Origin of the sequence: Sphingobium amiense (assembly GCF_003967075.1) — a bacterium.
In the GTDB taxonomy this organism is placed as follows: domain Bacteria; phylum Pseudomonadota; class Alphaproteobacteria; order Sphingomonadales; family Sphingomonadaceae; genus Sphingobium; species Sphingobium amiense.
The window spans coordinates 893,558-916,824 of the sequence record NZ_AP018664.1 but is presented as its reverse complement, the minus strand read 5'-3'; the positions used below and the strand labels follow the sequence as shown (position 1 = coordinate 916,824).

Below are 23,267 nucleotides of genomic sequence, written 5' to 3'. Positions count from 1 at the left end.
CTTGGAACCGGGAGGGCGCATCCCATCTTCTATGTCCATGCCTCACTGGATCGAACCGCACCCCACCGGCATCTATGTCCGCCCCGCCGATGCATGGATCGACCCCTCGTTGCCACAGGAGCGCGCGCTGGTGACGCATGGCCATGCCGATCATGCGCGCGGCGGCCACGGCCATGTCTGGGCGACGAAAGAAACGCTGGCGATCATGGCCCTGCGCTACGGCACCGCCAGCGGCACGGCGGTCGCCTATGGCGAGGAAGTGCGGATGGGCGGCGTCACGATCCGCTATGTGCCGGCGGGCCATGTGCTCGGATCGTCGCAGATCCTGCTCGAACATGCGGGCGAGCGCGTGGTCGTGACCGGCGATTACAAGCGCCGCCCCGATCCCACCTGCCTCCCGTTCGAGCCGGTCCCCTGCGACATCTTCGTGACCGAAGCGACCTTCGGCCTGCCCGTCTTCCGCCATCCCGACACGGGCAGCGAGATGGACCGCCTGCTCGCCGCGCTGCACGCCCATCCCGACCGCTGCGTGCTGGTCGGCGCCTATGCGCTCGGCAAGGCGCAGCGGGTCATTAGTGAACTGCGCGGACGGGGTCACAGGGAGCCGATCTATATTCACGGCGCGCTCGAACGCATGTGCGCCCTCTACCGGGATTTCGGCGTCGATCTGGGCGAACTGCGCCCCGCGACCGGCGTTGCGGCGAAGGACATGCGCGGCCACATCGTCCTCTCGCCGCCTTCCGCCCTTAACGACCGCTGGAGCCGCCGCCTGCCGGACCCAATTACGGCGATGGCGTCGGGCTGGATGCGCGTGCGGCAACGGGCACGGCAGAAGAATGTCGAACTCCCCCTCGTCATATCCGACCATGCCGACTGGGACGAACTGACCGACACCATCCGCGAAGTCGCGCCCACCGAAACGTGGATCACCCACGGGCGGGAAGAAGCGCTGCTCCACTGGTGCATGACCCACCAGATCCGCGCCCGCGCCCTCGCGCTCGTTGGCCGTGAAGATGAGGATGAAGGATGATGCCATCTATTCCGTTCGCCCTGAGCCTGTCGAAGGGCATGGCTGAGCGAAGTCGAAGCCACTTCGCTTCGCTCAGCGGAGGGCTTCGACAAGCTCAGCCCGAACGGATGTTGATCTAGCGATGCGCGCCTTCTCCCAACTGCTCGACGGCCTCGTCTACACCCGCTCGCGCAACGGCAAGCTCAATCTCATCGCCGCCTATATGCGCGACGCGCCCGACCCGGACCGGGGCTGGGCGCTGGCGGCGCTGACCGGCAATCTCGACCTCAAGGCCGTCAAATCCTCCACCATCGGCGAGATGATCCGCGCCCGCACCGATCCCGTGCTGTTCGAAATGAGCCGCGACTATGTCGGCGACCTTGCAGAAACCGTCGCGCTCCTCTGGCCCAAGCGGGAGGATCAGCCGCCGGAGATCGACGATGGCTCGTTAAGCCTGTCCGCCGTCATAGACCGCCTGCACAATGTCAGCCGCGCCGCCGCGCCCGACGCCCTCGCGGCGATGATGGATCATCTCGACTCCTCGGGCCGCTTCGCCCTGCTGAAACTCGCGACTGGAGGCCTGCGCGTCGGCATCTCCGCACGTCTCGCCAAGACAGGCTTCGCGCAGGCGTTCGGTCTGGACGTGGACGATGTCGAGCAGGTCTGGCACGCGCTCTCCCCTCCCTATGCCGCGCTGTTCGACTGGGCGGAAGGACGCAGCGGCCGCCCCGATCCCGAAGGCACGCCCTATTTCCGTCCCTTCATGCTCGCCCACCCGCTCGAAGCCGACAGCGTCGACCTTGCCGATTATGCGGCAGAGTGGAAATGGGACGGCATCCGCATCCAGATCGTCGGCACCGGCACCGAAACACGGCTCTACAGCCGCGCGGGCGACGATATTTCGGGAAGCTTCCCGGAAATCGCCGCCGCCTTCTCCGGCCATGCGGTGCTGGACGGCGAACTGCTGGTGAAGGGCGAGTTTCAGGGAGGGGAAGCGGCGAGCTTCAACGCCCTGCAACAGCGGCTGGGACGAAAAGCGGTGACCACGAAGATGATGGAGGATTATCCCGCCTTCGTGCGCCTCTACGACCTATTGATCGAGGGGCATGACGATCTGCGCGCCCTGCCCTGGACCGACCGCCGCGCCCGGCTGGAAGCCTTCATGCCGACCCTTGCCCCCGACCGCTTCGATCTGTCGCAGGTGATCGAAGCGGACAGCTTCGACACCCTCGCCGACATCCGCGCGGGCGCCCGCGATGCCGCCATCGAAGGCGTGATGCTCAAGCGCCGCGACAGCCCCTATGTCGCCGGGCGAAAGGCCGCTCTCTGGTATAAATGGAAACGCGATCCGCTGACCGCCGACTGCGTCATGATGTATGCGCAGCGCGGCCACGGCAAACGCTCGTCCTTCTATTCCGACTATACCTTCGGCTGCTGGACGGACGAAGGCGAACTTCTGCCGGTGGGAAAGGCCTATAGCGGCTTCACCGACGACGAGCTGAAATGGCTCGACCGCTTCGTCCGCCAGAACACCGTCAACCGCTTCGGCCCCGTGCGGGAAGTGGAGAAGACGCTTGTGCTGGAGGTCGCCTTCGATTCCATCCACGACAGCAAGCGCCACAAATCGGGCCTCGCCATGCGCTTCCCCCGCATTGCCCGCATTCGCAAGGACAAGCCCGCGCACGAGGCGGACACCGTGGACGCCCTCAGAAAGCTCGTCATCTGACGATCAGGTGAAGATCAGCTTGCCCCCGGCGATCAGCAGCACGACGCCCAGCAGTTGCAGCAGCCGCCCGGCCGGCAGGCGCCTGACGCCAAGGCTGGTGCCGATGACCGCCCCCACCGCCACCGCCGCGATATAATAGGGCAGTTCGGCTGGCAGCCGCCCGACGCTCGACAGATTGCCCGCAAGGCCCGCGACCGAATTGCACAGGATGAACACCGCCGCCGTCGCGCTCGCCTGACGCGGCAAGGCCCAGCCGAAGAACAGCAGGATCGGGCTGAGGAAGATCCCGCCGCCCGTTCCCGTCAGTCCCGACAGCAGCCCCACGCCCGCCCCGCTCGCCAGCGCGGCCCAGACCGGCGGTCTGCCGATTTCCGCCTGCTTCGCCAGCGGACGCGGCCAGAGCAGCCGCACACCCGCAAGGAGGAGGACCCCGCCCACCAGCGGGCGGTATGCCTCGCCGGGCAGATGGATGCTCCCCCCCAGAAAAGCGAGCGGCACCGCCCCCGCGATGAACGGCCACGCCAGCCGCAGGTCGAACTGCCCCGCACGAATGAACCGGAAACTGGTGAAGGTCGCCACCAGAATGTTGAGCACCAGCGCGGTCGGCTTCATCGTCGCGGGCGCAACGCTGAACAGCGCCATGATCGCCAGATAGGCCGATGCCCCCGCATGCCCCACCGCCGTATAGAGTGCCGCGCCCAGCCCCATCAGCAGGGCGATCGTCAATATCGTCTGGCTGTCCATATCGCTGTCTCGCTCCGCCGCCGATTTCCGGCGCGTCTAGCAAAAGATGGCGGTCCGTCTGCAAAAAATCGACGTTCGCGCGAGAGGCTGGCCCGGCGCCGCCGGGCGGGGCGCGCAACTGACTTTGCGCTGTCACGCTCCGTCCCTATATGGGCGCTTTCGCGCGGACGAGCGCGGGCATGAAAATGGAGAAGTCATTGAGCAAGGTTCTGGTCATCGGCGCGGGTGGCGTCGGCTCCGTCGCGGTTCACAAGATGGCGATGAACCCGGATATTTTCAGCCATATCACCCTTGCCAGCCGCCGCATCGTCTCCTGCGAGAAGGTCGCCGAATCGGTGAAGGGGCGCACCGGCGTCACCATCGACGTGGCGCAGGTGGACGCCGACAATGTGGACGAAACCATCGCTCTCATCGAACGGGTGCAGCCCAAACTCGTCGTCAACCTCGCCCTTCCCTATCAGGATCTGGCGATCATGGACGCGTGCCTCGCCACGAAGACCGACTATCTCGACACCGCGAACTACGAACCGCGCGACACCGCGAAGTTCGAATATAGCTGGCAATGGGCCTATCAGGACCGCTTCAGGGAAGCGGGCATCATGGCGCTGCTCGGTTCGGGCTTCGATCCCGGCGTCACCAGCGTCTTTGCGAGCTACATCAGGAAGCACCTGCTCGACCGGATCGACACGCTCGACATTCTCGACTGCAACGGCGGCGACCATGGCCAGCATTTCGCGACCAACTTCAACCCGGAAATCAACATCCGCGAAGTGACGGCTCCCTCGCGCCACTGGTCGAACGGCGAGTGGATCGAAGGCCCGGCGCTCAGCCACAAACAGGTGTTCGACTTCGATCAGGTCGGCGAAAAGAACATGTATCTCATGTATCATGAGGAACTGGAATCGCTCGCGACCCACTATCCGGAAATCAAGCGCATCCGCTTCTGGATGACCTTCGGCGACGCTTATCTGAAACATCTCGAAGTGCTCCAGAATGTCGGCATGACCCGGATCGACCCGGTGATGTATAACGGGCAGGAGATCATCCCGCTCCAGTTCCTGAAAGCCGTGCTGCCCGAACCGTCGAGCCTCGGCTCCACCACCAAAGGCAAGACCAACATCGGCGACATCGCGACGGGCGAGAAGGACGGGGCGCAGAAGACCGTCTACGTCTACAATGTCTGCGACCATGAGGACGCCTATGCCGAAACCGGCAATCAGGCGGTCAGCTACACCACCGGCGTGCCCGCGATGATCGGCGCGGCGCTGATGCTGACCGGCGCGTGGAAAGGGGAAGGCGTGTTCAACATCGAACAGTTCGATCCCGATCCCTTCATGGACATGCTGAACGAACATGGCCTGCCCTGGCAGGTGAAGGAACTGGACGCGCCGCTGGATTTCTGACGGCCTCGGCAGGATTGACGTCACCCCGGCCTTGAGCCGGGGTCCCGCTTCTTCTCCACCGTTGCTACAGGCAGCGGGACCCCGGATCAGGTCCGGGGTGACGGTGGGGCAGGCTAGGTGAACGACCCATGGAAACCCGCGCCGGCGATCCCGCCGCTTTCGCCCGCTTCGACCTCTACCGCGTCCCCTCGCCCGCCTTCGTGGTGGATGAAGCCGCGATCCGGCGGAACCTGTCCGTCCTGCGCGACATCGGCGACCGCGCGGGGATAAAGGTGCTGGGCGCGCTGAAGGCCTTCTCCATGTGGTCGCTGGGCGGAGTGGTCGCCGAATATTTGGACGGCGTCTGCGCGTCCGGCATCTACGAAGCGCGCCTCGGCCGCGAGGAATATGGGGGCGAAGTCGCGACCTATTGCGCCGCCTACAAGCCCGACGATCTCGCCGAAATCCTCAAGATCAGCGATCATGTGATCTTCAACAGCCCCGGCCAGATCGCGCGCATGAAGCCGGTCATCGACGCGGCCCGCAGCAACGGTGTGAACTTCGACATCGGCCTGCGCCTTAACCCGCTCCATGCGGAGGGCGAAGTCCCTAAATATGACCCGTCGCAACCGCACAGCCGCCTCGGCTTTCCCATCGACCAGCTCATGCCCGAACATCTCGAAGGGGTATCCGGCCTCCACATCCATAATCTGTGCGAACAGGATTTCCTGCCGCTGCAACGGACATGGGACGCCATCGAATCGCGCGTGATGCCGCATGTTCCCCATCTCAAATGGCTGAACTTCGGCGGTGGCCATCACGTCACCCGCGCCGACTACCAGATCGACGATCTCGTCGCCTTCCTGCAACGCATCAGGGCGCAGACCGGCCTTACCCTCTATATCGAACCGGGCGAAGCGATGGCGCTAGACGCGGGCATTCTCGTGGGCGAAATCCTCGACGTGATCGACAACGGCATGCCCGTCGCCATCACCGATATCAGCGCCACCTGCCACATGCCCGACGTGATCGAGGCGCCCTATCGCCCCGCCATGCTGCATGAGGAGAGCGAGGGTCCGGTCACGCGGCTGGGCGGCCCTTCCTGCCTCGCGGGCGACATCATCGGCGATTATCGAATCCCCGGCGGCGCGGAACCGGGGGCGCGCATCGCCTTCCTCGATCAGGGGCATTATTCGATGGTCAAGACCAATACCTTCAACGGCGTGCCCCTCCCCGCGATCTGGCTCTGGAACAGCGAAACAGACGAATTGCGAGAGATAAAATCCTTTAGCTACAATGACTTCAAAGCTCGCCTTTCCTGACGCACAGTTTACAGCCTCCGGCGCAACAAAATTTACGCATGCGCTTTACAGGGGGGACCCCTCGGCATATATCGACCGTCCGCTGCCCCATGGGACTTCCACCGCAAGGCAGCTTATTCGCCTGAACTACACTGGAGGTCCCTTGAGTTGCACAAGCATCATAGCGCGCTGGGGGTAGCGACCGCCCTCAAACCGGCAGCACCGGTAACGCTGATTCGTCCCGACGCCGCTGCGCGGGCCGCCCGCTTCTTTGTCGAGAAGTTTCCGGGACGGTCTCTCTATGCGGTCAAGGCGAACCCGTCTCCCGACCTGATCCGCACGCTTTACGCAGCGGGGATCACGCATTTCGACGTGGCCTCCATCGCCGAAGTGCGGCTTGTTGCGGATTCGCTCGCTGCCATGGGCGCGCAGGCCAAGCTCTGCTTCATGCACCCGGTGAAGGCTGAGGAAGCCATCGCCGAAGCCTATCACCGCTACGGCGTTCGCACCTTCTCGCTCGATTCGATGGACGAGCTGGAAAAGATCATGCGCGCCACGGGCGATGCGACCGATCTGGAACTGTGCGTGCGCCTGCGCGTGTCGTCGGAGCATAGCGAACTCTCGCTCGCGTCGAAATTCGGCGCGGAACCCGGCGAAACGCGCGAATTGCTGATGGCCACCCGGCAGGCGGCGGATGCGCTCGGCATCTGCTTCCATGTCGGCAGCCAGGCGATGAGCCCGCAGGCCTATAGCGACGCCATCGAGCGCGTGCGCGCCGCCATCGTCGAAGCGGCGGTCACGGTCGACATCATCGACGTCGGCGGCGGCTTCCCTTCGGTTTATCCGGGCATGGAGCCGGTCGCGCTCGAACATTATTTCGAGGCGATCCATCGCGGCTTCGAAAGCCTGCCGGTCAGCTATTCGTCCGAACTCTGGTGCGAGCCGGGCCGGGCGCTGTCCGCCGAATACAGCTCGGTCGTGGTGCGCGTGGAGCGCCGCCGCGGCAACGAACTCTATATCAATGACGGCGCCTATGGCGCGCTGTTCGACGCGGCGCACCTTGGCTGGCGCTTCCCGGTCGAGCTGCTGCGCGATGAGGCGGGCATCGAGCCGATGGAGGGCTTCGCCTTCTACGGCCCCACCTGCGACGACATGGACCATATGGTCGGCCCGTTCATGCTCCCGGCGGACGTGCAGGCGGGCGATTATATAGAGATCGGGATGCTCGGCGCTTATGGCGCGGCGATGCGGACCGGCTTCAATGGCTTCACGTCGGACGCGACCATCGAGGTGGAGGATGAGCCGATGGCCAGTCTCTACACCGAAAGCGTGACGCCGCGCCGCCGCGCCACGATCATCAAGCTCGGCAAATAAGCCATTCGCTCCGCCGCTTGCCCAAAGCGGCGGGGCTTTCCCTTACCGACGGAAGATTCCGACCATTTCCACATGGGTCGACCAGCGGAACTGGCCCACCGGCTTGACGCTTTCAAGGCGATAGCCCGCCGTGACGAGATGCGCCGCATCCCGCGCAAAGCTCGCCGGATTGCACGACACATAGGCGATGACCGGCACCGCCGACTGCGCCAGTTGCAACACCTGCTCGCGCGCGCCGGCACGGGGCGGATCGAGGATGACGGCGGCGAAGCGGTTCAGCTCCTCGGGCATCAGCGGCCGCCTGAACAGGTCGCGATGGTCCGCCGCCACCCGCCTTTGCGCCCGCCCCGCGCCGGCCTTCAGCGACAGGATCACGTCGCGCGCGCCCTCCGCCGCATAGGCAGGGCGCGCGCCCACAGACAGCACGAAAGTGCCAAGCCCGCAGAACAGGTCGGCGATCGCGCCGCTCTCCGGCAGGGCGTCCCGCACCGCCTCCACCAGCGCCGCCTCGCCATCGGGCGTCGCCTGGAGAAAGGCGAAGGGCGGAAAACCGACCGGAACGCCGCCGAAGCTGATCGTCGCAGGCTCCGGCTCCCAGCGCGTCTGCGGCCCGTCCCCCTCGTCGATGGTGAGGCGCGCCAGACCCTGCGCCCGCGCGAAATCGCCCAGCGCCTCGTCCGCTGCCAGCCCCTCGACCCTGACGCCTTCCAGCAGCAGATCGACCCCCTGGTCGATCAGCGACATCTTCACATGCGCCGCACGCCGGTCCGGCAGGATCGACGCCAGCAACCCGCGCAGCGGTGCGACCAGCGCAAACAGGCGCGGGTCCAGAATTTCGCACATCGAAAGGTCGATGAGCGTGTGACTCCCCTCCTCCGCGAAACCGATCGTCACCCGCTTGCCCGACCGCGCCGCGCGCAGCGCCGCCCGCCGCCGGGTCCGGGGTGGTGAGAGATGCGGCAGCATGACCGTGCCTGCCTCCAACCCCTGTCCCGCCAACGCCCCCACGACCCGCCCGGTCACGAAGTCGGCGTAGCTTTCCTCGTCCAGATGTTGCAGCCGGCACCCGCCGCATGCCGGGAAATGAACACAGGGCGGCGTCGCATGGTGGACACCGAAGTGGACAGCTCCATCGCGATCCACCCGGTCGCCCGGCGCAGTCAGGGGAAAGTGGCGGCCGTCGGCGGTGACGCCGTCGCCTTTCGCCGCAATGCGGATGATGCTGTCTACGTCGCTGTCGCTCACAATCGCGCGGCGATAGCCGCTGGCAGCGCGCGGAGCAAATCGTCCGCGATGAAAGCCGCTCCGCTCCGCCGCGCCGCCTCGCCATGCAGCCACACCGCTTCGCAGGCCGCCCGGAACGGATCGCCCGTCACCGCCAGCCGCCCGGCGGCCAGCCCCGCCAGCACGTCGCCCGTTCCGGCGGTCGAAAGCCATGTCGAACCGCCGCTCGCCACTCTCGCGCGCCCGTCCGGCGCGGCGATGACGGTGTCCGGTCCCTTATAGACCACCACGCTCCCGACCCGCAGCGCCGCCGCCAGCGCGCGGTCGACCTTGCTGCCCCGAAGATCGCCGAAAAGCCGTTGAAACTCGCCCTCATGCGGCGTCAGGATGCTTCCCCCAGGCACGGAAAGGGCGGCGTCCTTCGCTGCCCATGTCAGCGCATCGGCGTCCAGCACCAGCGGTCGCCCCGATCCCAGCGCCGCTGTCAGCCGCCCGCCAGCCTCTTGGTCGAGGCCAAGGCCCGGCCCCGCCAGCACCGCACCGATCCGTTCGTCCTCCAGTTCCCGAGCCACGGCATCGCCCTGCTCCGCCCGTCGCTGGATGATCGCGTGCGGCTCCGCCACCATCCCGCCGATAGCGAGCCGACGCACGGCCCCCGCCCCCGAACGCGCCGCCGCCACCGCCGCAAGCTGGCTCGCGCCCGCCATGCCGCCGCCGATGACGACCACCAGCCCGCGATTATATTTATGAGCGTCAGGGCCGGGCATCGTCAGCGCCGGGGAACCGAGGCGGCGGACTGTGCCCGGTAACGAAATGCCCAGATCGACGAGCGCCAGCCGACCCGCCTGTCCCGCCGCCGGATAGAGAAGATGCGCAGGCTTGAAAGCGCCCAGCGCCACGCAGATCCCGTAACGCGGCACATCCGACAGCAGCGCGCCATCGTCGCCACCCACCCCGCTCGGCAGGTCGACAGCGTGGGAGAGCGTCGCCCCTTCGACCAGCTCACACAGCCGCGCGGCAACCGGCGCTTCCAGCCCCCGCGTCAGGCCGGTGCCGAAGAGCGCATCGACCACCTGCCCGGCACCGGCGGCGATCAACATATCCTCGACCGGACCGTCCCACGCCACTCTTGCCCGCTGCGCCGATGCGGTTCGGCTTTCCCCCAATGCCGCCACGCGGACAGTCACGCCCCTGTCTCGCAGCAGCCGGGCGATGACGAAGCCGTCGCCGCCATTATTCCCCGGCCCGCACAGCACCAGCGTGTCGCGCCTGTGCCCGGTCCGCCAGATGATTTCCGCCGCGCCCGCGCCCGCCTTTTCCATCAGCGCATAGGGGTCGGTCCCGGCATCAAAGGCCGCCTGTTCCGCCGCCCGCATCTGCATTGCGGTGAGGATCGGCGGCCCGTCCATCACCGGCCCGCGATCCTGACGGGCAGGCGATAGCCTTCCGCACCCACCGTCACTTCGATCCGCTGTCCGTCGATGATCGTGACCTTCGCGCCTTCCGCACCGTCGGCCGCCTCCAGCCCGCGCCCGTCGGTCAGGATGCGCAGCCTGCGGAAGCCGCCGTCCGCATGGCGGATGGTCAGCGTGTCGCCTTCGCGCTCCACCGTGCAGTCGCGCGCCCATCCGCCCGAAGCCCTGCACTCGATCCGCTCGTCCGGCGCCTCGCCCGCAGGGGAACCGGAACCGGCCCGGTCACAGCCCGCCACCAGCAGCGCGGCAAGAACCCACGCCTCCCTCATGCCAGCGCGCTCCGGCAGGCGAGCACAATCGGGCCGAGCAGGTCGGAGAAGCGCTTCTGACCTGCCGCATCGCTCACCAGATCCTGCCGCATCTCGACGCCCAGATAGGGAATGCCGTTCGCTTCGGCGTGGCGGTTCATCGTCGCGTTGAGCAACTGCCCCGAATAGGGCTGCTGGTCGCCGACGATCATCCCCGCCTCTTCGAGCAGCGGGATGGCGATGCGCGCGGCGCGATCGTCCTGATTATAGAGAATGCCGATCTCCCAAGGGCGCTGCTGACCGGGGTCGGCCATCAGCCGGGGCGTAAAACTGTGGACGGAAAGGATGAAGGGCGAAGCCATCCCCTCCAGCGCGTTCGCAATTTCCGCATGATAGGGATGATGGAAGCGTCGCAGCCGCGCGCCGGGGTCTGCGTCGCGATTGCCGGGAATGGCGTGGCCATCGCTCATCACCGGCATCAGGCCCGGCGCATCTTCCTCCCGGTTGAGGTCGATGACGAGGCGGGAGACGCCGCCCAATATCGCCGTGCATCCCAGTTGTTCGGCCAGCAGGCGGCTGACCTCCGCCACGCCGATGTCGATTGCGACATGCTGGCGCAACAGGTCCGCCTCGATACCAAGGTCGATGTCATCCGGCACGCGCGCGGAGGCATGGTCCGCGACGATCAGCAGGTCGAGGCCGCCCCCGTCGATCCGTGTAAAGGCTTCGCTCACACCCCACGCACTCCCGTTTCCATCACCCACCAGCCCGGATGCGCGCGGCACAGACTGGCCGCCGCCGCCATCCGCGCAGGATTGTCGAACAGCGCAAAGCATGTCGCACCGGAACCGGACATGCGCGCCAGCCGCACGCCGGGCGCTTCGCCCAGCACCGCCAGTACGTCACCGATCACCGGCGCTATGGCGCGCGCGGGCGGTTCCAGATCGTTCCGCCCCCGCCCGATCAGCGCGTCCAGACTGCTGGCGTCCAGCGCGCCCCTGTCCTGCCCGTCCCACCCGGCGAACACCGCCGCCGTCGAAACCCCGACGCCCGGATTGACCAGCAGCATCGGCATCCCCTCCAGCCCGTCGACGCTATGCCGCGTCAGCCCCTCGCCCCGCCCCGTCACCATCTGCGTGACGCTGTCGAGGCAGGCGGGCACATCCGACCCGAGGTCGAGCGCCAGCGCCGCCAGTTCGTCCTGCCCGATCCGCGCGTCCCATAGGCGCGCCAGCAGGCGCAGCGTCGCCGCCGCATCCGCCGACCCGCCGCCGATGCCGGACGCGACCGGAAGCCTCTTGGTCAGCCGCAGAGCCGCGCCGCGCTCCGTCCCCAGATAGGATTGCAGCGCCCGCGCCGCCCGCATGACAAGGTTGGATGGACCGGCGTCCAGCCCTTCGCCGAACGGCCCGTCGATGGCGAGGTCGATCGCGCCATCCTCATTCTCCGATGCAACGATATGATCGCCATGGTCGGCGAAGACGAACAGGCTTTCCAGCGCATGATAGCCATCGTCCCGCCGCGCCCGGACATGGAGCGCGACATTGACCTTGGCATAGGCCGTTTCGGCGATGATCCCCGCGTCCACCTCCATGTCAGGGAGCGGCATATTCCGGGGTCAGCCCTTCCCGGCGCTTGGCCGCCAGCCGCGCCGCGATCTCGCCTTCGGCATAGACCGACGCCGCCTCCCAGGCGTAGCGCGCCTCGTAACGGCGGCCCGCCGTCCAGAGCGCATCGCCCAGATGCTCGTTGATCGTCGCGTCGGCTGGCGCGCCCACCGCCGCCCGCTCCAGCGACGGCAGGGCGGAATCGACATCGCCCGTGACGAACTGCGCCCAGCCCAGCGAATCCGCGATGGTCGGATCGTCGGGCCTCAGCGCGCTCGCTTTCTTGATGAGCGCCAGCGCAGCATCGACATTCTGTCGCCGTTCGATCTGCGCATAGCCAAGATAGTTGAGCACCATCGGCTCGTCCGGAGCGATGATGGCGGCCTGTTCCAGCACCTTGCGCGCTTCCGCCCAGCGTTTGCCCTGTTCCAGCGCGCTGCCTTCGAACAGCAGCAGTGTCCACGGCACCTTGCCATCGGCAAAGCCCGCCTGCGCGGTCCGGAACGCCGCCGCCGCTCCATCGAAATCGCGCTGGTCGGCAAGAAGGCGGCCCAGCCGCACCTGCCGCTCGGGCGCTGCGCCCGGCTCCGCCGCCTGCGCGCGCGCCAGCGACAGCGCCCCTTCCTTGTCCCCCGCCTGCGCCAGCGCATCGACGAGTTCGGCGCGCGCGAACGGAGCGAACCAGCTTTTCGGCCCGACATTGCGCGCAACGGCGGCGGCTGCCGCGCCATGCTCCTGACCCGTCAGCAGACGGGCGGTCAGGATATGCCCTTCCGCGCCATCGGGATCGGCAAAGGTCGCCATGCGCACCAGCCGCAGGCCCAGCGTCGCGCCCGCCGGATCGGTAGCGAGGTCGATGGCCATGCGGGCCAGCAGCCGGGCATAGCCCTGCGCGGGCGTGATCGACGCGGAAGGGACACGGCCCTTCCCGATGTCGCTGCGCGCCGTCGCGAAATCCGGGTCGCCCACCGGCAGCAGCATCAGCGCTTCGGCCTTCGCGCCCTTGCCCGCCAGTTGCGCGGCGAAGGCGATGCGCAGCGGCCCGCCATCCCGCCCCCGCACCGCGAGAGCGCGGCGGATCATCGGGACGGCGGCCTGCACATCCCCCTTCATGATAGTCTGCAATGCCGCATGTTCGTCGACATAGCGCGCGCCCAGCGCAGCGAACCTGTCCTTGGGTTCGATGACCGGCGGCGCATAACGCCCCTCGCCAAGCGCGATCCAGCTTCGCACGATGGGCGCGAGGAATGCGAAATTGCCCTCGCCCGTCATCCGGTCGACCAGCGCCGAAGCGCCGCCCCAGTCCCTGCGCGCCAATGCTTCGCCGATCAGCAGCAGCGTGCCGTCGCGCGGCATCATACCCGCGCCGTCCAGCAGCGCCGCCGACCGCAGCGCCAGCGCCCGGTCCCCGCTTTCCAGCCCCTGCACATAGGACCGCCGGGCGATCTCGATCCGTGCCGGGTCTTGCCGCAGCGCGTTGCGATAATTTTCCACCGCCATGCCGAGCGCCCCTTCGCCATCGGCGAGCCGCGCCCGCGCATAGGCGTGAAGCGCGCTCTCCGGATCGACCGAAGCGCCGGCCCCGGCGGGGGCCAGCATCATCGCGATGGGCAGGATCGCCAGGCGCCTACATATTGGGATAATTCGGTCCTCCGCCGCCTTCGGGTACGACCCAGTTGATGTTCTGGGTCGGATCCTTGATGTCGCACGTCTTGCAGTGGACGCAATTCTGCGCGTTGATCTGGAAGCGGGGATTGCCCTCTTCCTGACCGACCACCTCATAGACGCCTGCGGGACAATAACGCTGCGCCGGCTCGTCATAAAGGGGCAGGTTATAGGCGATGGGGACCGCCGGATCTTTCAGTTGCAGATGGACCGGCTGGTCCTCCTCATGGTTGGTGTTGCTGAGGAACACCGAGGAAAGCCGGTCGAAGCTGATGACGCCATCGGGCTTGGGATAGACGATCTTCTCGCACGCGTCCTTGGGCCAGATCTTCTCCGCGTCGGGCTTGTGCTTCATGGTGAAGGGCAGCCCGATCTTGAGCGTGCGCATCCACATGTCGATCCCCGCCAGCACCGTGCCCAGCGTGTTGCCGAACTTGGCGAGCAGCGGTTCGGCATTCTTGACCAGTTGCAGCTCGCTGTCGATCCAGCTCGACCGCACCGCCGGTTCATAGTCGGACAGGACATCGCCCGACCGGTCCGCCTGCACCGCGGCGAACGCCGCTTCGGCCGCCAGCATGCCCGACTTCATCGCCGTGTGCGTGCCCTTGATGCGCGGCACGTTGACGAAGCCCGCCGAACAGCCGATCAGCGCGCCGCCGGGGAAGGCCAGCGTCGGGATCGACTGCCATCCACCCTCGTTGATCGCGCGCGCGCCATAGGAAACGCGGCGGCCGCCCTCCAGATGATGCCGGATCGCCGGATGCTGCTTCCAGCGCTGGAACTCCTCGAACGGATAGAGATGCGGGTTGCGGTAGCCAAGGCCCACCACGAAGCCGAGCGCCACCTGCCCGTTCGCCTGATGATAGAGGAAGCCGCCGCCATAGGCGTCCGTCAGCGGCCATCCCTGCGTATGGATGACGAGACCGGGCTGGTGCTTCTCGGGATCAATATCCCACAATTCCTTCATGCCAAGGCCGTAGACCTGCGGCTCGCTATTGGCGTCGAGCGCGAACTGGCGCTTGAGGATCTTGGTCAGATGCCCGCGCGCGCCTTCCGCGAAGAAAGTATATTTCGCGTGCAGCTCCAGCCCCGGCTGATAGTCGGGCTTGCGGTTGCCCTCGCGGTCGATGCCCATGTCGCCGGTGGCGACGCCCTTCACGCTGCCATCCTCATGATAGAGGATTTCCGCCGCCGCAAAGCCGGGGAAGATTTCGACGCCCAGCCCCTCGGCCTGTTCGGCCAGCCAGCGGCAGAGATTGCCCAGCGATCCGGTATAGGTGCCCTTGTTGTGCATCCAGCCCGGCGTCATCAGGTGCGGCATGCTCATCTTGCCGCTCTTGGTCAGGAACCAGTGGCGATTATCCGTGACCGGCACTTCGGCCAGCGGGCACCCGCCGGTCCGCCACTCAGGCAGCAGTTCGTCCAGCGCCCTGGGATCGACCACCGCCCCCGACAGGATATGCGCGCCGATTTCCGACCCTTTTTCCAGCACGCAGACGGCCAGTTCCTGCCCTACCTCGTTCGCAAGCTGCTTGGCCCTGATCGCCGCCGACAGCCCCGCCGGTCCCCCGCCGACAATGACGATGTCATAGGGCATCGATTCCCGTTCGCTCATTCGTCCCTCCGTTTGGGCATCGGCGGGCTGCACCCCGTTGCTTCCGATCGCCGCATTCAGCCAACCATTTACCAGCCAAGGCGATGAAGCAGCTTGACCCCCTCGTCAACCTCTGGCCCAAGGGAAAGACGATGCGGGGTTCAGGGCAGGACAATGCGGCGCTGGTCGCCGACGCCTATCTGGCGTGGTGGCAGCTTGCGGGCGTGGAATGCGCCGTCGCGGAAGCGCCGGTCGACTGGCTGCGCCCCGCGCCATCGGAAGCGCCGCCGAAAACCGCATCCCACTCCACTGCTCCGGCAGTGTCCATACCGCGCGACCTGCCGTCCTTTCTTGCGTGGCTGAAACAGGATGCGGGCCATGTCGAACGGCGCTGGCCATCGCGCCCGGTCTATCCCTCCGCGCTTGTCGATGCGCCGCTCATGGTCGTGACCGACATGCCCGATCCTGCGGACGCCGACGCCGGAACGCTTCTGGCCGACAAGGCAGGCGCGCTGTTCGACGCCATGCTACGGGCCATCGGGACGGAACGGTCCATCACCAACATCGCCTCCCTCTTCTTCGCCCGGCCGCCCGGCGGGATGGTGGAGGCTGCCGATCTGGAAAAGGCTGCGGCGCGCATGCGGGCGCATGTGGCCGCCGCCCGGCCCCGGCGGCTGTTGATCCTTGGCGACAGGACGGCCCGTGCGCTTCTGCCGACGAACGGTGACGACGCGCCCAATAGTTTACGCGGCTTTAACCATGAGGGCGGCACTGTTCCCGCGATCGCCACATTCCATCCGCGCCTGCTGCTGGGACAGCCCGCGGCGAAGGCGGAATGCTGGCGCGCCCTGCAATGCCTGATCGAGGATGTGAACCCGTGAACCGCGCCGCCCTTTACCTGACCAGCCTTGCTCTGGCCGCCGGTCTTGCGGCCTCCACCCCTGCGCGGGCCGAAACCGTCGCGGCGCTCCCGGACATTGCCTCGGCCGATGCCTCGCCGCTGCAACTCGCTGATGGCGACAAGACCCGCTACCGCGCCATTTTCTCCGCGCTTCAGGCGCAGCAGTGGACAGACGCAAAGGCGATGATCGCCGCGCTCGATCCGCAGGACGCGCTGCGCCCCGTGGCGCTCTCGGAACTCTATCTTGCCAAGGGGTCGCCCCGCGTCGAGCTGTTCGACCTGCTGGACCTCATCAACAAGGCGCCATGGCTGCCCAAGGCGGACCAGCTTTCGCGGCTGGCGCAGAAACGCGGCGCCACCCTGCTGCCTGACCTGCCGCAGATCCAGAAGCTCGTCTGGCTCGGTTCCGCCCCGCGCCGCCAATATGTCGCCGCGACGAAGAGCGACCTGCTGGCGCAGACGCTGGCGGGCCAGATCCAGACCTTCGTCAAGAATGACGATCCGGTCGGTGCCGAAGGGCTGCTGGCCGCCGGGGAAGCGGGCCTGACGCCCGAAGGCCTCACCGAGGTGCGCCAGCGCGTCGCATGGGCCTATTATATCGAAAATGACGATCTCAACGCCCGCCGCATGGCCGCCCGCGCGCTCGAAGCGCGCACGGCTGGCGACTGGACGGTGCAGGCGCACTGGACCACCGGCCTTGCCGCGTGGCGGCAGAATGACTGCCGCGCTGCCGCCCCCGCCTTCGCCAATGTGGCGGCGCTCGCGGGTGACGCCGATATGCGCGCGGCGGGCGCCTATTGGGCGTCGCGCGCCTATATGGTCTGCGGTCAGGCGGAAAAGGTGCAGGCCTATCTCCGGCAGGCGGCACGTGCCGACGAAACCTTCTACGGCCTGCTCGCGCGGGAATCGCTGGGCATACCGCTCGGCGCTGCGCCCGCCGGTCCGCGCTTCGGCGCGCTGGAGTGGCAGAAGCTCAAGGAAAGCCCCAACGCCCGCGCCGCCGTCGCCCTGTCGGCCATTGGCGAGAATGGCCGCGCCGACGAACTTCTCCGCTATCAGGCGAAGATCGGCGGCACTTCGCAATATGACGCGCTGCTGCGCCTCGCCAACGCGCTGAACCTGCCCGCGACCCAGCTTTATCTGGCGCATAACGGCCCGGCAGGGATGCAGCCGGGCAGCTTCGCCCGCTTCCCCGCGCCTGCATGGACCCCGGACGGCGGCTGGCGCGTCGATCCCTCGCTCGTTTTCGCGCACACGCTTCAGGAATCGGGCTTCCGCACCGATGTCGTCAGCAGCGCGGGCGCGCGCGGCCTGATGCAGGTGCGGCCCGGCACGGCGGGAGACGTGGGACTTTCCGATCCGGCCCGCCTGTTCGTGCCATCGACCAACATGGAATATGGCCAGCGCTACCTTGAAGCGCTACGCGACATGGGCGCGACCGGCGGCCTGCTCCCCAAGGTGATGGCCGCCTATAATGCCGGACCGCTGCCGGTGGAGCGCTGGAACACGCAGGTCCATGACAAGGGCGATCCGCTGCTCTTCATGGAATCCCTGCCCTATTACGAAACGCGCGCCTATGTGAACATCGTGATGCGCAACTACTGGATGTATCAGATTCAGGCGAAGGGCCGCGCCGATTGCCTGACCGGCATGGCGCAGGGGCTTTGGCCGACGTTCCCCACCGCCAAGGGCATGAAGCTGGTGCGCCTCAGCAAGGCCGACGGCCGCATGTCCCCGGTCGCGAGCGCGGGCGGCGGATCGGACTGATGCCGATCGACGAAAGCCGCGCCTTCCTCCCCGTCCGCATCGCCGTCCTTACCGTGTCGGACACACGCGGGCTGGCCGAGGACCGCTCAGGCGACACGATGGTCGAACGGCTGGAAAGCGCCGGGCACATCCTCGCCGCACGGCACATCGAAAAGGACGATAAATCCGCCATCGTCGCGCGCCTCCACGCATGGATCGACGATCCCGACATCGACGTGATCCTCACCACCGGCGGCACCGGCGTCACCGGGCGCGACGTGACCCCCGAAGCGCTGCGTCAGGTGCAGGACAAGGAAATTCCCGGTTTCGGCGAACTCTTCCGCTGGCTCAGCTACCAGAGCATCGGCACCTCCACCATCCAGTCCCGCGCCACCGCCTGCGTCGCACGCGGCACCTATATCTTCGCGCTGCCCGGATCGACCGGTGCCGTGAAGGACGCATGGGACGGCATATTGGCGAGCCAGCTCGACAGCCGCTTTCGCCCCTGCAACTTCGTCGAACTCATGCCCCGCCTGACCGAGCGCTGACCCGCCTCGATTGACTTTTTGTTCTTTCTATGTTCCTGTCCGCCATGGCAGCGGAAAAGGGCAGAGGCGCAACGCTCAACGGCGAAAGCCGCCGCTTCAATCTGGCGGAGCGGCAGGCGGACGGAGACTGGCTCGACGCTATCGAGGCGCTCGACGGCCCGGCTCCCCGCCGCCGCACCGAAGTCACGGTCGAACACCCCCGCACTATCCTCACCCGCAACGCCAGCCCCGACATCAGCTTCGACCAGTCGATCAACGCCTATCGCGGTTGTGAGCATGGCTGCATCTACTGCTTCGCGCGGCCGAGCCATGCCTATCACGACCTGTCCCCCGGCCTCGACTTCGAAACCAGACTCTTTGCCAAGCCCGATGCGGCGAAGCTGCTGCGCGTCGAACTGTCGAAGAAGAGCTACCACGTCGCCACCATCGCGATGGGCACCAACACCGATCCCTATCAGCCCATCGAGAAGGACTGGCGCATCACGCGGTCCATCCTCGAACTGCTGGTGGAAACGCGGCACCCGACCTTCATCACCACCAAATCCGACCGCATCCTCCGCGACATCGACCTGATCGCCGACCTCGCCCGTGACAGGCTGGCGGCGGTGATGCTCTCCGTCACCAGCCTCGATCCGGCGGTCGCCCGCACGCTGGAGCCGCGCGCGCCGCATCCGATGCGGCGGCTCGACGCCATTCGCCGCCTGTCGGACGCGGGCATCCCCGTAACCGCGAGCATCTCGCCCGTCATCCCGGCGATCACCGATCATGAGATGGAGGCGCTCATCGCCCGCGTCGCGGAAGCGGGTGCGCGCGAAGTCACCTACATCCCCATCCGCCTGCCCCACGAGGTCGCACCGCTCTTCCGCGCGTGGCTCGCCGAACATTATCCCGACCGCGCGGCCAAGGTGATGGCCATCGTCAACGATCTGCGCGGCGGGCGGGACAATGATCCGGGCTTCGGAACCCGCATGAAAGGTCAGGGCGTATGGGCCGACCTGCTGCGCACCCGCTTCCTCAAGGCGCGCAAAAAGGCCGGGTTCTCGGGCGAAAAGCTGGTCCTGCGCACCGACCTCTTCCGCCCGCCCGAAGGCGCGCAGATGCGGTTATTCTAGCTGACGAGCCGCAGCGGCGTACGCCGTGTGCGCGTGCGGTATCCGTCCGCCTTCACGTCCATCCGCTCGAAGCGATGGATGGCAAGGCCCGCTATCGTCGCAATCGCGTCGACCTGATCCGCGCCCAGGCTGTAGCTGTCCCCCAGGAACAGCCGCGCCGCCTGCGCATCGCCCAGCGGTGCGCGCAGGAACACCTCGCTCCGCCCGCCGCCAGCCTTCGCCAGCAGCGCCGCCAGCGCCTCCACCGCCGCCACCGTCTCGCAGTCCACCACCAGCTCCATGCGCGACGCGCTGGCGATGGTGCGGAACGGTTCAACCCCGCGCACGGTCACGCGCGGCGTTTCCTCGCCGGGAAGCCGGTCCAGCTCCACGATCAGCAGCGCGCAATCCCCGTCGCCCGCCAGTTCCTCGATGGCCTTGCACGCCGGTTCGTCGAAGCAGCTCGCCTGAAACTGCCCGCTCTGGTCGGAAAATGTCGCGCTGGCGTAGCGCGCGCCGCGTTTCGTTTCGCGCCAGCGCACATCCTCGACCATCGCCGCCATGATCGTCATCGACCGGCCTTCCGCATTGGGCGCGGGCATGGGCGACTGACAGATCAGGCCATAGCTTTTCGCCCCGCGCGCGTCGGCCAGATGCCGGTAGCGGTCGACCGGATGCGCCGAGAAATAGAAGCCGAACGCCTCCTTCTCCTGCGCCATGCGGTCCGCCACGGTCCAGGCCTGATGCGGCGGAATGCGCACATCGGCGTGCGGCGTCTCGACATCGCCGAACAGGCCGCCCTGCCCGCTCTCCCGCGCCTGCGCATTGCTCGAAGCGACCGACAGGATCGTCTCCGCCGCTGCATGAACGCCGCCCCGGTCCGCATGCACGCCATCGAATGCGCCCGCCGCCGCAAGGCTTTCGAGCTGCCGCCGGTTGAGCAGCCGCGGCTCGATCCGGTCGGCGAAATCGTCGAGGCTCTTGAACGGCCCACCCTTGTCGCGCTCCTCGACAAGCTGCTCCATCGCCTTTTCGCCCACGCCCTTGAGACCGCCGAGCGCATAGCGCACCGCAAAGCCCAGCCGGGGGTCTTCGCCCTCATGCGGCACCGCCTCGACCGAGAAATCCGCAAGGCTGCGATTGATGTCGGGCGGCAGGCAGGTGAGTCCCATGCGCCGCATATCGTCCACGAACACCGTCAGCTTGTCGGTCAGATGGATGTCGAACGCCATCGACCCGGCGTAGAACTCGGCCGGATAATGCGCCTTCAGCCATGCCGTCTGATAGGCGAGCAGGGCGTATGCCGCCGCGTGGCTCTTGTTGAAGCCATAGCCCGCGAACTTGTCGATCAAGTCGAACAGCTCGTTCGCCTTCGCCGCCGGTATGGCGCTCTTCTCCACGCAGCCCTCCACGAAGCGGGACCGCTGCGCGTCCATCTCCGCCTTGACCTTCTTGCCCATCGCGCGGCGCAGCAGGTCCGCGTCTCCGAGGCTGTAGCCCGCAAGGATCTGCGCGGCCTGCATCACCTGTTCCTGATAGACGAAGATGCCATAGGTCTCTTCGAGGATCGGTTTCAGGAGAATATGAGGATATTCAATCTCTTCCTGCCCGTTCTTGCGACGCCCGAACATCGGAATATTGTCCATCGGACCGGGGCGGTAGAGCGACACAAGCGCGATGATGTCGCCGAAATTGGTCGGCCGCACGGCGGCCAGCGTCTTGCGCATCCCTTCGGATTCGAGCTGGAACACGCCCACCGTATCGCCGCGCTGGAGCAGCTCGTAGACCGCCGGATCGTCCCATGCCAGCGTATCGAGATCGACATGCACGCCGCGCCCGGCGAGCAACTGCACCGCCTTCTGCAACACTGATAGCGTCTTGAGGCCCAGAAAGTCGAACTTCACGAGGCCCGCGCCCTCGACATATTTCATGTCGAACTGCGTCACCGGCATGTCGGATCGCGGATCGCGGTAGAGCGGCACAAGCTGCGACAGGGGCCGATCACCGATGACCACGCCCGCCGCGTGCGTGGACGAGTGGCGCGGAAAGCCCTCCAGCTTCATCGCATAGTCGATCAGGCGGCGGACCTGATTGTCATTGTCATATTCCGCGCGGAACTCGCTGACGCCGTTCAGCGACCGCTCCAGCGTCCACGGATCGGTCGGGTGATTGGGCACCAGCTTCGCCAGCCGGTCCACCTGCCCATAGCTCATCTGGAGCACGCGCCCCGTATCCTTGAGCACGGCGCGCGCCTTGAGCTTACCGAAGGTGATGATCTGGGCCACATGGTCGGCCCCATATTTCTGCTGGACGTAGCGGATCACCTCGCCGCGCCGCGTTTCGCAGAAGTCGATGTCGAAGTCGGGCATCGACACGCGCTCGGGATTGAGGAATCGTTCGAACAGCAGCCCGAGTTGCAGCGGGTCGAGATCGGTGATGGTCAGCGCCCACGCGACCAGCGACCCCGCGCCCGATCCACGCCCCGGCCCCACCGGAATGCCATTGTCCTTCGCCCATTTGATGAAGTCGGCAACGATCAGGAAGTAGCCGGGGAAACCCATCTGGATGATGATGTCGGTTTCGAAGGTCAGCCGGTCATAATAGGGCTGGCGCGCCTCCGCCCCGACGATACCCGCTTTCTCCAGCCGTGCTTCAAGGCCAGCCGCCGCCTGCTCACGCAGCATCCTCGCCTCGCCCTCGATGTCGCCCGCAAGGCTCGGGAGAATGGGTTTGCGCTTGGGCGCGGCGACCGCGCAGCGCTGCGCCACCACCAGCGTGTTGGCAAGCGCTTCGGGCAGATCGTCGAACAGCCGTTTCATCTCGCCCGCGGGCTTCATCCATGCATCGGGCGAACTGGTGCGGCGGTCGGGCGTCTCGACATAGGCGCTGTCGGCGATGCACAGCATCACGTCATGCGCCTCGTGGAAATGCGGCTCGGCAAAGCAGGTCGGGTTGGTCGCCACCAGCGGCAGGTCGCGCGCATAGGCGAGGTCGAGCAGCGCAGCCTCCGCCTTGCCCTCGACAGGATCGAAGCGGCGGCAGATTTCGATATAGAGCCGGTCGGGGAACAGCGCCTCCAGCCGCTGCGCATAGGCCAGCGCCGCCTCGGGCTGATCCTCCGCGAACAGTCGCGCCAGCGCGCCCTCACCCCCCGCCGTCAGCGCGATCAGGCCGTCCGTGCGCCCTGCCAGCGTTTCGATGCTGACATGGGGCACTTCTTCGACCGGCCGGTCCAGATGCGCCATCGAAACCAGCGCGCACAGATTGTCATATCCCGCCGCATCCTGCGCATAAAGCGCCAGCCAGTCGTGCACCGGAGCGGCGTTTGCGGGGCGGCCGGGGCGCAGCACGCCCAGCATCGCCCCGATGACCGGCTGCACCCCCTCATCCCTGCACGCATCGGAAAAGGCCATGGACCCGTAGAGGCCGTTGCGGTCGGTAATGGCGGCGGCGGGAAAGCCCAGTGCCCTTGCCTGTTTCGCGATCTTCTTGGGGTCGATCGCGCCTTCCAGCATGGTGAAGGAGGAAAAGACGCGAAGCGGGACGAAGGCGGCGTGAGGCATGGCGCAGTCTAGCCGGATCGCCCGATTCGACGCCAGCCCCCGCAGCGCGAAATCTGTGGGTAAACGCTC

Annotated in this window: 18 protein-coding genes; 9 read left to right on the top strand and 9 right to left on the bottom strand. The window is 66.8% G+C overall.

From position 1 onward, the window contains the following. Positions 1 to 37: 37 nt before the first annotated feature. Positions 38 to 1,030 (top strand): ligase-associated DNA damage response exonuclease, encoded by a 993-nt coding sequence (locus SAMIE_RS04305; protein WP_066698994.1) that lies wholly within the window; start codon positions 38 to 40, stop codon positions 1,028 to 1,030. Between the two features lie 121 nt (positions 1,031 to 1,151). Then, on the top strand, positions 1,152 to 2,735 hold the full coding sequence (locus SAMIE_RS04300) for a cisplatin damage response ATP-dependent DNA ligase (protein ID WP_066698492.1): 1,584 nt from the start codon (positions 1,152 to 1,154) through the stop codon (positions 2,733 to 2,735). A gap of 3 nt (positions 2,736 to 2,738) precedes the next feature. On the opposite strand, the gene SAMIE_RS04295 is transcribed toward SAMIE_RS04300, so the two are convergent. Next, entirely contained in the window at positions 2,739 to 3,479 is a 741-nt protein-coding gene (locus SAMIE_RS04295) for a sulfite exporter TauE/SafE family protein (protein WP_066698494.1), read from the bottom strand. Between the two features lie 197 nt (positions 3,480 to 3,676). Here SAMIE_RS04295 and SAMIE_RS04290 point away from each other — a divergent pair, with 197 nt between their 5' ends. From SAMIE_RS04290 to SAMIE_RS04280, 3 genes are all read left to right on the top strand, one after another. Further along, positions 3,677 to 4,882: a saccharopine dehydrogenase family protein gene (locus SAMIE_RS04290; RefSeq protein WP_066698996.1), complete on the top strand. Its 1,206-nt coding sequence runs from the start codon at positions 3,677 to 3,679 to the stop codon at positions 4,880 to 4,882. A gap of 128 nt (positions 4,883 to 5,010) precedes the next feature. Beyond that, on the top strand, positions 5,011 to 6,183 hold the full coding sequence (locus SAMIE_RS04285; RefSeq protein WP_066698496.1) for a carboxynorspermidine decarboxylase: 1,173 nt from the start codon (positions 5,011 to 5,013) through the stop codon (positions 6,181 to 6,183). A 147-nt stretch (positions 6,184 to 6,330) separates the two neighbouring features. Continuing rightward, entirely contained in the window at positions 6,331 to 7,536 is a 1,206-nt protein-coding gene (locus SAMIE_RS04280; RefSeq protein ID WP_066698499.1) for a type III PLP-dependent enzyme, read from the top strand. A gap of 42 nt (positions 7,537 to 7,578) precedes the next feature. On the opposite strand, the gene SAMIE_RS04275 is transcribed toward SAMIE_RS04280, so the two are convergent. Genes SAMIE_RS04275 through SAMIE_RS04245 form a run of 7 tightly spaced genes read right to left on the bottom strand, consistent with a single transcriptional unit; the run spans position 7,579 to position 15,370 of the window. Then, entirely contained in the window at positions 7,579 to 8,781 is a 1,203-nt protein-coding gene (locus tag SAMIE_RS04275) for a class I SAM-dependent RNA methyltransferase (RefSeq protein WP_066698502.1), read from the bottom strand. Continuing rightward, entirely contained in the window at positions 8,778 to 10,169 is a 1,392-nt protein-coding gene (locus SAMIE_RS04270; RefSeq protein ID WP_066698504.1) for a bifunctional ADP-dependent NAD(P)H-hydrate dehydratase/NAD(P)H-hydrate epimerase, read from the bottom strand. The genes SAMIE_RS04275 and SAMIE_RS04270 overlap by 4 nt, the downstream gene beginning before the upstream one ends. After that, positions 10,169 to 10,504, bottom strand: a complete 336-nt coding sequence (locus tag SAMIE_RS04265; protein WP_066698506.1) for a hypothetical protein — start codon at positions 10,502 to 10,504, stop codon at positions 10,169 to 10,171. The genes SAMIE_RS04270 and SAMIE_RS04265 overlap by 1 nt, the downstream gene beginning before the upstream one ends. Continuing rightward, a complete protein-coding gene (locus SAMIE_RS04260) occupies positions 10,501 to 11,217 on the bottom strand; it encodes an N-formylglutamate amidohydrolase (RefSeq protein WP_066698509.1) in 717 nt (238 codons plus the stop codon). The genes SAMIE_RS04265 and SAMIE_RS04260 overlap by 4 nt, the downstream gene beginning before the upstream one ends. After that, positions 11,214 to 12,092, bottom strand: a complete 879-nt coding sequence (locus tag SAMIE_RS04255; protein WP_066698511.1) for a 4-(cytidine 5'-diphospho)-2-C-methyl-D-erythritol kinase — start codon at positions 12,090 to 12,092, stop codon at positions 11,214 to 11,216. Before SAMIE_RS04255 ends, SAMIE_RS04260 begins: the two co-directional genes overlap by 4 nt. After that, positions 12,079 to 13,692 carry a tetratricopeptide repeat protein gene (locus tag SAMIE_RS04250; RefSeq protein WP_066698513.1) on the bottom strand — a complete coding sequence of 538 codons (1,614 nt, stop codon included), beginning with the start codon at positions 13,690 to 13,692 and terminating at the stop codon, positions 12,079 to 12,081. The genes SAMIE_RS04255 and SAMIE_RS04250 overlap by 14 nt, the downstream gene beginning before the upstream one ends. Before the next feature lie 25 nt (positions 13,693 to 13,717). Next, positions 13,718 to 15,370: an electron transfer flavoprotein-ubiquinone oxidoreductase gene (locus tag SAMIE_RS04245; protein ID WP_066698518.1), complete on the bottom strand. Its 1,653-nt coding sequence runs from the start codon at positions 15,368 to 15,370 to the stop codon at positions 13,718 to 13,720. A gap of 83 nt (positions 15,371 to 15,453) precedes the next feature. On the opposite strand from SAMIE_RS04245, the gene SAMIE_RS04240 reads away from it, so the two are divergent. Genes SAMIE_RS04240 through SAMIE_RS04225 form a run of 4 tightly spaced genes read left to right on the top strand, consistent with a single transcriptional unit; the run spans position 15,454 to position 19,656 of the window. After that, entirely contained in the window at positions 15,454 to 16,230 is a 777-nt protein-coding gene (locus SAMIE_RS04240; protein ID WP_066698521.1) for a uracil-DNA glycosylase family protein, read from the top strand. After that, positions 16,227 to 18,017 carry a lytic transglycosylase domain-containing protein gene (locus tag SAMIE_RS04235; protein WP_066698528.1) on the top strand — a complete coding sequence of 597 codons (1,791 nt, stop codon included), beginning with the start codon at positions 16,227 to 16,229 and terminating at the stop codon, positions 18,015 to 18,017. The genes SAMIE_RS04240 and SAMIE_RS04235 overlap by 4 nt, the downstream gene beginning before the upstream one ends. Then, a complete protein-coding gene (gene moaB, locus SAMIE_RS04230; protein ID WP_066698531.1) occupies positions 18,017 to 18,544 on the top strand; it encodes a molybdenum cofactor biosynthesis protein B in 528 nt (175 codons plus the stop codon). The genes SAMIE_RS04235 and moaB overlap by 1 nt, the downstream gene beginning before the upstream one ends. Before the next feature lie 44 nt (positions 18,545 to 18,588). Next, positions 18,589 to 19,656 carry a PA0069 family radical SAM protein gene (locus tag SAMIE_RS04225; RefSeq protein ID WP_066698998.1) on the top strand — a complete coding sequence of 356 codons (1,068 nt, stop codon included), beginning with the start codon at positions 18,589 to 18,591 and terminating at the stop codon, positions 19,654 to 19,656. Here the strand turns inward: SAMIE_RS04225 and dnaE are convergent. Next, on the bottom strand, positions 19,653 to 23,198 hold the full coding sequence (gene dnaE / locus SAMIE_RS04220; RefSeq protein WP_066698535.1) for a DNA polymerase III subunit alpha: 3,546 nt from the start codon (positions 23,196 to 23,198) through the stop codon (positions 19,653 to 19,655). The two genes, SAMIE_RS04225 and dnaE, sit on opposite strands and share 4 nt — an antisense overlap. Positions 23,199 to 23,267: the final 69 nt, after the last annotated feature.

Excerpts from the sequence above, each read along its gene's own strand:
- SAMIE_RS04285 (WP_066698496.1), top strand. The coding sequence starts at position 5,011 with ATGGAAACCCGCGCCGGCGATCCCGCCGCTTTCGCCCGCTTCGACCTC.
- SAMIE_RS04265 (WP_066698506.1), bottom strand. The coding sequence starts at position 10,504 with ATGAGGGAGGCGTGGGTTCTTGCCGCGCTGCTGGTGGCGGGCTGTGAC.
- SAMIE_RS04305 (WP_066698994.1), top strand. The coding sequence starts at position 38 with ATGCCTCACTGGATCGAACCGCACCCCACCGGCATCTATGTCCGCCCC.
- SAMIE_RS04295 (WP_066698494.1), bottom strand. The coding sequence starts at position 3,479 with ATGGACAGCCAGACGATATTGACGATCGCCCTGCTGATGGGGCTGGGC.
- moaB (WP_066698531.1), top strand. The coding sequence starts at position 18,017 with ATGCCGATCGACGAAAGCCGCGCCTTCCTCCCCGTCCGCATCGCCGTC.
- dnaE (WP_066698535.1), bottom strand. The coding sequence starts at position 23,198 with ATGCCTCACGCCGCCTTCGTCCCGCTTCGCGTCTTTTCCTCCTTCACC.
- SAMIE_RS04240 (WP_066698521.1), top strand. The coding sequence starts at position 15,454 with ATGAAGCAGCTTGACCCCCTCGTCAACCTCTGGCCCAAGGGAAAGACG.
- SAMIE_RS04225 (WP_066698998.1), top strand. The coding sequence starts at position 18,589 with ATGGCAGCGGAAAAGGGCAGAGGCGCAACGCTCAACGGCGAAAGCCGC.
- SAMIE_RS04250 (WP_066698513.1), bottom strand. The coding sequence starts at position 13,692 with ATGATGCTGGCCCCCGCCGGGGCCGGCGCTTCGGTCGATCCGGAGAGC.
- SAMIE_RS04245 (WP_066698518.1), bottom strand. The coding sequence starts at position 15,370 with ATGAGCGAACGGGAATCGATGCCCTATGACATCGTCATTGTCGGCGGG.
- SAMIE_RS04255 (WP_066698511.1), bottom strand. The coding sequence starts at position 12,092 with ATGCCGCTCCCTGACATGGAGGTGGACGCGGGGATCATCGCCGAAACG.
- SAMIE_RS04300 (WP_066698492.1), top strand. The coding sequence starts at position 1,152 with ATGCGCGCCTTCTCCCAACTGCTCGACGGCCTCGTCTACACCCGCTCG.
- SAMIE_RS04270 (WP_066698504.1), bottom strand. The coding sequence starts at position 10,169 with ATGGACGGGCCGCCGATCCTCACCGCAATGCAGATGCGGGCGGCGGAA.